The 9,011-nt window shown below is 66.6% G+C and carries 10 protein-coding genes; 6 read left to right on the top strand and 4 right to left on the bottom strand.

The window, feature by feature from the left end; translation table 11 throughout:
• A partial coding sequence (locus PHR85_RS06485) for a transposase (protein WP_300051979.1) occupies window positions 1–746 on the top strand: 746 nt, incomplete at its 5' end.
• On the opposite strand, the gene PHR85_RS06480 is transcribed toward PHR85_RS06485, so the two are convergent.
• Window positions 635–1,249, bottom strand: coding sequence for a type I restriction-modification system subunit M N-terminal domain-containing protein (locus PHR85_RS06480; RefSeq protein ID WP_300051978.1), 615 nt, complete (start codon window positions 1,247–1,249; stop codon window positions 635–637). The two genes, PHR85_RS06485 and PHR85_RS06480, sit on opposite strands and share 112 nt — an antisense overlap.
• Before the next feature lie 45 nt (window positions 1,250–1,294).
• On the opposite strand from PHR85_RS06480, the gene PHR85_RS06475 reads away from it, so the two are divergent.
• A complete protein-coding gene (locus PHR85_RS06475) occupies window positions 1,295–2,158 on the top strand; it encodes a DHHA1 domain-containing protein (RefSeq protein WP_300051977.1) in 864 nt (287 codons plus the stop codon).
• Between the two features lie 75 nt (window positions 2,159–2,233).
• On the opposite strand, the gene PHR85_RS06470 is transcribed toward PHR85_RS06475, so the two are convergent.
• Together PHR85_RS06470 and PHR85_RS06465 are read right to left on the bottom strand one after the other, a co-directional pair.
• Window positions 2,234–4,534: an FAD-dependent oxidoreductase gene (locus tag PHR85_RS06470; protein WP_300051975.1), complete on the bottom strand. Its 2,301-nt coding sequence runs from the start codon at window positions 4,532–4,534 to the stop codon at window positions 2,234–2,236.
• A 73-nt stretch (window positions 4,535–4,607) separates the two neighbouring features.
• Window positions 4,608–5,123 (bottom strand): Spy/CpxP family protein refolding chaperone, encoded by a 516-nt coding sequence (locus PHR85_RS06465; RefSeq protein WP_300051973.1) that lies wholly within the window; start codon window positions 5,121–5,123, stop codon window positions 4,608–4,610.
• A gap of 56 nt (window positions 5,124–5,179) precedes the next feature.
• Here PHR85_RS06465 and PHR85_RS06460 point away from each other — a divergent pair, with 56 nt between their 5' ends.
• Complete coding sequence (locus PHR85_RS06460) at window positions 5,180–6,115, top strand: hypothetical protein (protein ID WP_300051972.1); 936 nt, start codon at window positions 5,180–5,182, stop codon at window positions 6,113–6,115.
• A 46-nt stretch (window positions 6,116–6,161) separates the two neighbouring features.
• On the opposite strand, the gene PHR85_RS06455 is transcribed toward PHR85_RS06460, so the two are convergent.
• Window positions 6,162–7,472, bottom strand: coding sequence for a magnesium and cobalt transport protein CorA (locus tag PHR85_RS06455; protein WP_300051971.1), 1,311 nt, complete (start codon window positions 7,470–7,472; stop codon window positions 6,162–6,164).
• 206 nt (window positions 7,473–7,678) lie between these two features.
• Here PHR85_RS06455 and PHR85_RS06450 point away from each other — a divergent pair, with 206 nt between their 5' ends.
• The 3 genes from PHR85_RS06450 to PHR85_RS06440 are packed head-to-tail and all read left to right on the top strand — an operon-like array spanning window position 7,679 to window position 8,934.
• Window positions 7,679–8,374: an AzlC family ABC transporter permease gene (locus tag PHR85_RS06450; protein WP_300051970.1), complete on the top strand. Its 696-nt coding sequence runs from the start codon at window positions 7,679–7,681 to the stop codon at window positions 8,372–8,374.
• Window positions 8,367–8,696: an AzlD domain-containing protein gene (locus tag PHR85_RS06445; RefSeq protein WP_300051969.1), complete on the top strand. Its 330-nt coding sequence runs from the start codon at window positions 8,367–8,369 to the stop codon at window positions 8,694–8,696. Before PHR85_RS06450 ends, PHR85_RS06445 begins: the two co-directional genes overlap by 8 nt.
• A 4-nt stretch (window positions 8,697–8,700) precedes the next feature.
• The gene (locus PHR85_RS06440; RefSeq protein ID WP_300051967.1) at window positions 8,701–8,934 is read left to right on the top strand and encodes a 4Fe-4S binding protein; all 234 of its coding nucleotides are present in this window, start codon (window positions 8,701–8,703) and stop codon (window positions 8,932–8,934) included.
• Window positions 8,935–9,011: the final 77 nt, after the last annotated feature.

Genomic DNA, 9,011 nt, shown 5'->3' with positions numbered 1-9,011 from the left:
CGAAGGCCAGCAGCGCCATCGGCATCGACGTGGGAATCACCCGCTTTGCCACGATAAGCGACGGCAGCCATCTGGCGCCGCTCAACAGTTTCAAGAAGCACGAGGCGCGCTTGCGCCGCCACCAGCGTGCGATGAGCCGCAAGGTGAAATTCAGCCAGAACTGGAAGAAAGCCAAGGCCCGAGTCCAGCGTCTGCATGCCCGCATCGGCAACGTCCGACGCGACTACCTGCACCAAGCCACGAGCGTCATCAGCCAGAACCACGCGATGGTGTGCATCGAGGACTTGCAGGTACGCAACATGAGCAAGTCGGCGGCCGGCAGCACCGAGCAGCCGGGCAAGAGCGTTCGGGCCAAGTCGGGACTGAACAAGGCCATCCTCGACCAGGGCTGGTTCGAGTTCCGCCGCCAGCTCGACTACAAGCTGGCCTGGAATGGGGGCCTGCTGATCGCCGTGCTACCGCAGAACACGAGCCGGACCTGTCCGGTTTGCGGTCATGTGTCGGCGGACAACCGACTGACGCAAGCGAAATTCGCGTGCATGCAATGCGGTTACGAGGAAAACGCCGATGTGGTCGGCGCGATGAACATACTGGCGCGGGGACACCGCGTTGCAGCCTGTGGAGAGGCAGTCAGTCAGGCCAGGCCCGCGAGGGCCAGGCGTGCCGCCTCGGCGAAGCAGGAACCCACCGAAGCGACGGAGTCAGGCGCCATGCCCCTCCGCGCTGTAGGAATCCCCTGCCTATAGGCAGGGGAGGATGTCAACAGGTATTCGTAGGCATCGCCCAGCATGTCGGCCTTGTAGAGGTCGGCGTTGCCCAGCCGGTACTGGTTGAAGTGGCGCAGCAGGCGCTGCAGGGTGTGGTCGGACAGCACGCGCTTGTCGCCGTACTGGGTAGCGGTCAGCACATGCTGCAGGTCGGCGCCCTTGACGTTGGCCTCGATGTCGTGGAAGGCCTTGTCCAGCGCCTCGCCGATGTTTTCGGTGCGGGCAACGAGGTGGCCCCAGCGCGCGGTGTAGGGGAAGATGCCCTGGTCTTCGGACACTTCGACCTCGGCCTCGACTCGGCCAAGACCTTCCTCATCCATCAATTTCTGCACGCGCTCCTCGAACACGTCGTTGAAGCGCTTGAGGAACAGCAGGCCGAAGATGTAGTTCTTGAAGTCGGACGAGTCGATGGAGCCGCGCAGGATGTTGGCGGACTCCCAGAGCCAGCTTTCGAGCGTTTCGAGGGTGAGTTGATTGACCATGAGGTCAATTATCCTCACTGGTTAAAACTGGATGACAATTCCGACATGACTCCCTCCCGCCCCACCCTCGTCCTCTACCACGCCGACTGCCCGGACGGCTTCGGCGCCGCCTACTCCGCCTGGCTCGCGCTCGGCGACTCGGCCGACTACCTGCCCTGCAAATACGGCGACCCGGTGCCCGACGTCAGCGGCCGACAGGTCTACATCCTCGACTTCTCCTTCGCGCCCGAGGTGATGGAGCAGATGCGCGGGCAGGCCGAATCCATCACGCTGCTGGACCACCACAAGACGGCGCAGGACCAGCTGCGCTGCCTGAGCTGCGGGCCGAAGTTCTCGCTGCTGTTCGACCTGCAGAAATCGGGCGCGCGACTGGCCTGGGAGCATTTCCACCCCGGTCAGCCTGTTCCCTATCTGATCGCCCGCATCGAGGACCGCGACCTCTGGAACTGGAAGTTCGAGGACAGCCGCGAGCTGCTGTCGGTGCTCGACACGCAGGGCTTCGACTTCCAGGCCTGGCACGCGCTGCGGCTGCGGGCCGAGGACCCGGCGGCGCGGCCTGCGCTGCTGGAACAGGGCCGCGCCCTGCGCCGCCAGTACGAGGGCCTGGTCGCCAGCGTGGCCAAGGGCGCGTTCGAGCTCACGCTGCTCGGGCACCAGACGCTGGCGGTCAACGCGGTGAGCGAGTTCACCAGCGAGCTCGGCAACATCCTGGCCCTGCGCACCGGCACGTTCGCGGTGGTGTTCAAGATCGACAGCGCCCAGTTCGTCAAGGTCAGCCTGCGCTCGCTGCGCAGCTTCGATGTGTCGCCGATCGCGCTGCAGTTCGGCGGTGGCGGCCACCCGCAGGCCAGCGCCTTCAGGCTGCCGATGAGCAGGTTCCCGGAATTCCTGGCGGGTACGCTGGCATGACGCGACGGCTGGCCTGGTCGCGCACGCTGGACTTCCTGGCACGCCAGCTCAAGGGCTGAGCCAGCCGATCAAGTCCTATTCGCCCAGCCCGAGGGATAGCTCAGCGGGCCGGGCCGCGCCGACTGGCAGCTGTGGAGCGTCGATCGCCCGCAGGGCCATCCGGTAGCCCGCCTCGATCAACCGGGCCAGGGTCTTGCCAGAGAAGTCATAACCGCTCGCGGCGGGCTCGCCGGGCACGCTCTCGCGCACGATGCGCGTGATCCGCAAGGGAGCCTGCTGACCCATCAGCTGGATGAAGTTCGGTTGATGCCGGATGCGGTGGGCCGCTGCCGCTGGCAGATCGGCCAGCATGTCCTGCACCAGCTGCTGGAAATCATGCACCAGGGTCTCGGTCTTGAGGTCGTTGCGGATGCGCTCGGCAAACAGGATTTCCTCGCGCCGGGCCATGACCTCGGTCAGATTGGCCGGCAGGGCCTGGGCCTTGTCCGGGTAGAGGTCGACGATGTAGACCTGCTTGCCGGCCGAGCCGCAGCGTTCGACCACCTGCTCCAGCGGCGAGTTGCTCACGATGCCGCCATCCCAGAAATGCCGGCCTCCTATCGTGGTCCAGGGAAACGCCGGCGGCAGGCTGCCGCTGGCCAGGATATGGTCGGCGCCGAGGTCGTCGACATAGCTGTCGAACACCACCAGTTCGCTGGTCTGGACATCCACGGCACTGACGAGCAGCCGGACCGGGCTGGACTTCAGGCGTTCGAAATCGACGTATTTTTCCAGCAGCCGCCGGGCCGGCGACATGTCGTAGAGACTGGTCCAGCGCGAGGGCGATGCATCCTCGCTCCAGAACGGCTTGAGCCAGCCGGGCTGGAAGAACTGCGGGACGCCGAGCAGTGCGACATGCCCGCCCGCGACCATGCGCCGCAACCCTTCGTCGGCCAGTGCCGGTGACTCGGTGCCGAGCTCGCTCCAGAAGGCCTGCAGCTGCTGCGCTGCATGGTCCGGATTGCCCGCGATGATCGCGCTGTTGATCGCACCGATCGAAACGCCGGCCACGACATCGGGACGGATGCCGCGCTCCTGCAAGGCCTGGATCGCACCACATTCGAAAGCGCCGAAGGCACCGCCACCCTGCAGGATGTAGACGGTCTGGTTCGGGATCTGATCGAGCGCGAATCCAGGGTCGGACAGCCGCGGCTTGCTGGAGCGCAGATTGACCCGGTGCTTGATCAGGGTTTCCATCATCCGGGTCTCGTCGGCGGGACGCCCGAGGGAAAACAGGCCCCGCGGCACATCGTCCTGCAGGAAGATCGCGGCGTACGACCCGGCCTCAAGCGAGCCACGGTCTATTCGCTCGTGCCGGGAATCGATGCGCCCGAGCAGATTGAAGCTGAGGTCGAACACATGGCTGTAGAAGTAGCTGACCTCCGAGTAAGGGGTGCGCCGTCCCATCATGTTGCGGGCAGCATGGCGTCCTTGCTTGAAGGCATTGTCCCAGTGCTCGATATGCCGCTGGCAGTTGAAGACGCCATCGAAGAAGTTGCAGACATCTCCGGCCGCATGGATGCCGGGCTGATTGGTTTGCAGAAAGCGATCGACCTGGATCCTGCCCGCGTCAAGCTCGATGCCGCTGCCGCGCAGGAATTGCGTGTTGGGCGTGACCCCCACCCCCAGCACCACCAGGTCGCAGGCCAGGGTCAGGCCACCACTTGTCGTCACGCCCTCGACCCGTGCCTGGCCGTGAAACCGCACCGGCGCGTTGCCCAGCACCACCTCGACGCCATGCCGTTCGAGCGTGGCCCGCAGATGGGATGAGAACTCCGGCAGGGCCAGGCTGTCGAGCAGCCCGCCATGCGCGATCAGCGTGACCGACAGCCCGCGCTGGCGCAAGGCGGCGGCCACTTCGAGTCCGACGAAGCTGCCGCCGATCACCACCGCGCGTCTGGCCATCAGGGCAGTCGCGCGCAAGGCCTGGGCCTCGGCCAGGCTGTGCAGGGTGTGGATGCCAGCCAGCCCCGCGCCAGGAATCTCGAGCCGCTGCGCCGACGCGCCCGTGGCGATCAGCAGTTGGCCATAGGCGAGCTCGTCCTTTGTCCCGACGCAGAGGCGATGGCGTGACGGCTGCACCGAGGTCACGGCAGCGCCTAGCCGGACTTCGATCCCGAGCTTTTCATAGCCGGCCGCGTCCAATACCCAGCGCGCCGATTCGGCGGACGCGCTGGACAGGAAGGTCTTGGACAGCGACCCCCGGTGATAGGGCAGTTGCGGCTCCGCCGCCAGCAGCAGAATGCTGCCCTTGGCCCCTTCGGCGCGCAAGGTCTGGACCGCGCTGGCTCCGGCAACCCCGCCACCGACGATCACATAGTCATAGCTCTGGCTCATGTTCAGATTCTGATAAAAAAGCCCCCTGGCGCCATGCCAGGAGGCTTTAGGGGATCCGGCGCGACCGAGTCGGTCAATCGTGGTGGCGCTCGCCCGGCATCATGCGCGGGCCATGCTGGCGTTGCCCGGCGCTTTCGTCAAGCTTCTTGCGCTGCTCGGGCGTGAGCAGGGCACGCAGCTGGGACTCGGCCTGGGCCTGGCGCAACAGCTGCTGGGCCTGGAGCTGGCCGAGTTGGTCGGCCAGCGGCTTGGCCTTGGCGGCGTCGAAGCCGGGCTCGCGTGCGAGCTGGCGCAGCTCCTCCTGCGCCTTGCGGCCGGCGCGCATCGCCTCGTGCTGCTGGCGCATCTGGCCCTGCATCAGCTCGAAGACCTTGTCGTGCTGCTCATCGCTGAGATTGAGGCTGTGCAGCCCCATTGCGAAGCCGTTATGCCCACCCATGCCGCCCATGCCGGCCATCGGCTGATGGGCTTCCATGCCCGGCATGGCGCCTGGCTCGCAGCCGCCCTGTCGAGGCGCCGCGAAAGCCGACAGGCTCAACGCGGACAGGGTGGCGACGGCGGCGTACTGGAAAGATTTGCGAATGTTCATGGTTGCCATCATAGGGCAGCAATTGCGCAGCGGACCACAGGCCCTATGATCCGATCATGAAACTGCGACACTTCTGCCTGCCCCTCGCGCTCGCCCTGTCCTTCGCTGCCCAGGCGCAGGGTTTCTCCTTCGTCGCGCTCGGCGACCTGCCCTACGGGGCACCGGACAAGTCCTACGCTCCCTACCGGGCGCTGATCGAGCGCATCAACCGGATCGAGCCGGCCTTTTCGGTGCATGTCGGCGACATCAAGTCAGGCTCGACGCGCTGCAGCGACGAGGAATTCTCGGCCCAGCTCGAACACTTCGGCCGCTATGCCGGCGCCGTCGTCTACACCCCGGGCGACAACGAGTGGACCGACTGCCACCGCGCCAACAATGGCGGCTACGATCCGCTTGAGCGCCTGGGCGCGCTGCGCCAGCGCTTCTTCGACGGCCAGCGCTCGCTGGGCCAGCGGCCGATGGCGGTCGAGAGCCAGGCCCGCCTGATGCCCGAGCACGGCGGCTACGTCGAGAACCAGCGCTGGCAGTACCAGGGCGTGCTGTTCGCGACGCTGCACCTGGTGGGCAGCAACAACAACCTCGAGAGCCGCGACCCCCAGGCGAGCGCCGAGTTCTTCGAGCGCGACGCGGCCAACGTGGCCTGGATCAAGGCGGCGTTCGAGCAGGCCGAGCAGCGTCAGGCCAAGGCGCTGGTGCTGGCCTTCCAGGCCGACATGCTGGAGCCGCGGACGGCGTACGAGGATTTCCCCGGTCACTCGGGCTTTCGCCGCAGCGTGGGCCAGACCCTGCTGCCACTGGCCCGGCAATGGGGCAAGCCGGTGCTGCTGATCCACGGCGACAGCCACCGCTTCGTGATCGACCAGCCCTTCACGCTCGACAAGCGGCCGCTGCCCAACGTCACCCGGCTGGAAGTCCCCGGCGCGCAGGATGTGCGCGCGGTGCGCGTCCAGGTCGACGGCGCCAGCTTCGCCTTCGAGCTGGTCGCGCCCTGACGCCCCGAGCCCTTCCCTCGGGCGCTGACCTGGCCGACCGGCCGCCTCAGAAGCGGGCCGCCTTGGAGTTGCGCATGCGCCGCCGCTCGAAATGCTTGAGCGCGACATAGGTCGTCAGGCCGACCAGCGCCGAGCCGACGACGAAACCGCCGTAGGCCACCGGCCAGGGCAGGCCCTGGGTCATCATCGAGAACTCCGACATCCCGCCGATGCCAGCCAGCACGTTGATCGGCATGAAGACCACGCTCAGGATGGTCAGCTGGTTGACTCGCTTGTTCTGGTTGATGTTGATGAAGCCGATGGTGGCATCCATCAGGAAGTTGATCTTGTCGAACAGGAACGCCGTGTGGCTGTTGAGCGAGTCGATGTTGCGCAGGATCTGCTTGGCATCCTCCATCTGCGGCGCGGTCAGCAGCCGGCCGCGCATCAGGAAGTTGAGCGCGCGCTGCGTGTCCAGGATGTTGGAGCGGATGCGGCCGTTCTGATCCTCCTCCTCGGCGATGTCGGACAGGATGGCACCCGCCTGCTCGTCGCTGACCGACTCGTTGAGCACCAGCTTGCCGACCTTGGCCAGGATCGCGTAACTGTTCTCGAGCGAATCGGACGAGCACTCGACATCGGCGCCGTAGAGGTCGAGCAGCACGTCGACCGCATCGGTCACATAGCCCGGCTGGGTCCGGGCCAGGCGGCGCTGCAGCCGGAACACCGGCAGATCCTCCTCGCGCAGCGAGAACAATATGCCCCGATGCAGCACGAAGGCCACCGGCACGCTGCGCGAGTCGCCGGCGCGGTCGAGCAGGAAGTTCGAGTGCAGGTGGATGGCATCGTTGTCCTCGATGTGAAAGCGCGCGCTGACCTCGAGGTCGGTCACGTCGAGCGGGTCGGGCAGCTCGATGCCGAAATGCGCGCCGATGTAGGCCCGCTGGGCCTTGCTGGCGTGGATCAGGTCGACCCAGATCGGACGCACGCCCTCCAGGTCGCGCTTGCCCGCGAATGGCATCTGGCGCAGCTTGCCGTCGACGAGCTCGAAGATGCTGACCTTGCTGCCCTCGATGTCGGGCTCGCGCCCGCCGGCGAGTTCCTGGCGGCGCTCATCCGACAGCTCCCACAGGATGTCGTTGATGCGCGCCTCGGGAATGCGCTGCCAGAGTTCGCGCGCCTGCTCAAGCGTCAGGCCGTCCAGGATCTCGCCGAGCTCGACGGCGGTCTGACCCCTGATCGCATTGGACATCTCGGCCTCGTGCTGCTTGTGCACCAGCACCTCGGCGACCTCGTGCCGCGACATCTTCTGGCTGCGGACGACCTGGTCGACCAGCCGCTGTTTCTCCAGCATTTCCTTGAATTTTTCTATTGACATGGCTCGTGGCGCTTGAGGAGCCGCATGGATGGGGCGGCGCGAAATGACCCAGGACCCGATCGGGCCTGAGCTGGGATTATCGGCTCATGCCGCCGCGATGCAGATCAGCCAGATTGCCAGAGTTCCATGACTGGAACGCGACAGCAGACCCAACGGCCATGACGGCATGGGTCACAATCCGGTGGATTCCGACCTTCCCTCGCCGCATGCCTGAACCGTCCCCAATGCCGCCCGCACCGGCCGCCGCTCCAGCCTCCCTGCTCGCGCTGACCGCCCCGGTCGCGATGGGCTACTTGCCGCTTGGCACCGTCTTCGGCTTCCTGTTCGTGCAGGCTGGCGGCCACTGGTCGCTCGCGCTGCTGTCGAGCCTGCTGGTCTACGCCGGCGCAGCGCAGTACATGATGGTCCCGATGCTGGCCGCTGGCATGCCACTGGCCACGATCGCGCTGGCCACGCTGGTGGTGAACCTGCGCCACCTGTTCTACGGACTGTCGCTGCTTGAGCGGCTGCCAAGGGGAAGGCTGCTGCGCGGCTACCTGGCCTTCGCGCTGACCGACGAGACCTATTCGATCCTGACCACGCTGCCCACCAGCACGCCCGCGCGCCAGATGGCGCTGCTGGCCCTGCTCAACCACGGCTGGTGGATCCTGGGCAGCGCGCTCGGCGCGCTGATCGGCAGCCAGGCCAGGATCGAGCTCGCCGGCCTGGACTTCGTGCTCGCCGCGCTGTTCGCGGTGCTGACCGTCGAGCAGTGGCGCAGCCGGCGCCAGGCCACGCCGGTCTGGGTCGCGCTCGCGTCCTACGCCGTGGCCTGGTCGCTGGCGCCACAGCACGCGCTCGCCATCGCGATCGCGCTGAGCCTGCTCGCCGGCTGCTGGTTCGCGGAGACCCACCATGATTGACACCGGCTACGCACTGGGCGTCATCGCCGCGATGGCGCTGATCACCTTCGCGCTGCGCGCGCTGCCCTTCATCGCCTCGCGCTGGCTGCAGCGCCACGATGTGGTGCGCCGGCTCGGCCGCTTCCTGCCGCTGGCCATCATGACCCTGCTGCTGCTGCACGCCATCGTCGGCTCGGCGCGCGAACATCCAGGCGGCCCCTGGCGCGAGCTGCTCTGCGCGGGGCTGGCGGCGCTGCTGCAGTGGCGCAGCCGCAACCCCCTATTGAGTATCGTGACCGGCACCGGCCTCTATGTGCTGCTGCGCAACCCGAGCCTGTTCTAGTCCCATGACCCAGCGCGGCACCGTTCTCCCCGAGATCGACCTGAAACGCTGCACCGGCTGTGGCTGGTGCGTGGCGGCCTGCCCGCTCGACCTGCTCTCGCTCGAACGCGAGGGCTGGAAGAAGCATTCGGCGCTACACGACGCCGAGCGCTGCACCGGTTGCGCCTACTGCGCGATCCGCTGCCCCTTCGGCGTCATCACCATGCACCCAGCAGCCGGTTCATCAGTAGCTCCGTGAAACCTCCCCCTTCGGGAGGAGGAAAGGAGCGCAGCCGACAGGCTGCACATGGGGTTGAGATTGTTGATATAGTGTGT

Origin of the sequence: Malikia sp. (genome assembly GCF_028687635.1) — a bacterium.
Taxonomy (GTDB): Bacteria; Pseudomonadota; Gammaproteobacteria; order Burkholderiales; family Burkholderiaceae_C; genus Malikia.
The sequence above is the reverse complement of the archived record's forward strand: the minus strand, read 5'-3'. Positions and strand labels throughout refer to the sequence as shown.

Coding starts and splice junctions, on each gene's coding strand:
- PHR85_RS06480 (WP_300051978.1), bottom strand. CDS start 1,249: ATGGTCAATCAACTCACCCTCGAAACGCTCGAAAGCTGGCTCTGGGAG.
- PHR85_RS06475 (WP_300051977.1), top strand. CDS start 1,295: ATGACTCCCTCCCGCCCCACCCTCGTCCTCTACCACGCCGACTGCCCG.
- PHR85_RS06470 (WP_300051975.1), bottom strand. CDS start 4,534: ATGAGCCAGAGCTATGACTATGTGATCGTCGGTGGCGGGGTTGCCGGA.
- PHR85_RS06465 (WP_300051973.1), bottom strand. CDS start 5,123: ATGAACATTCGCAAATCTTTCCAGTACGCCGCCGTCGCCACCCTGTCC.
- PHR85_RS06460 (WP_300051972.1), top strand. CDS start 5,180: ATGAAACTGCGACACTTCTGCCTGCCCCTCGCGCTCGCCCTGTCCTTC.
- PHR85_RS06455 (WP_300051971.1), bottom strand. CDS start 7,472: ATGTCAATAGAAAAATTCAAGGAAATGCTGGAGAAACAGCGGCTGGTC.
- PHR85_RS06450 (WP_300051970.1), top strand. CDS start 7,679: ATGCCTGAACCGTCCCCAATGCCGCCCGCACCGGCCGCCGCTCCAGCC.
- PHR85_RS06445 (WP_300051969.1), top strand. CDS start 8,367: ATGATTGACACCGGCTACGCACTGGGCGTCATCGCCGCGATGGCGCTG.
- PHR85_RS06440 (WP_300051967.1), top strand. CDS start 8,701: ATGACCCAGCGCGGCACCGTTCTCCCCGAGATCGACCTGAAACGCTGC.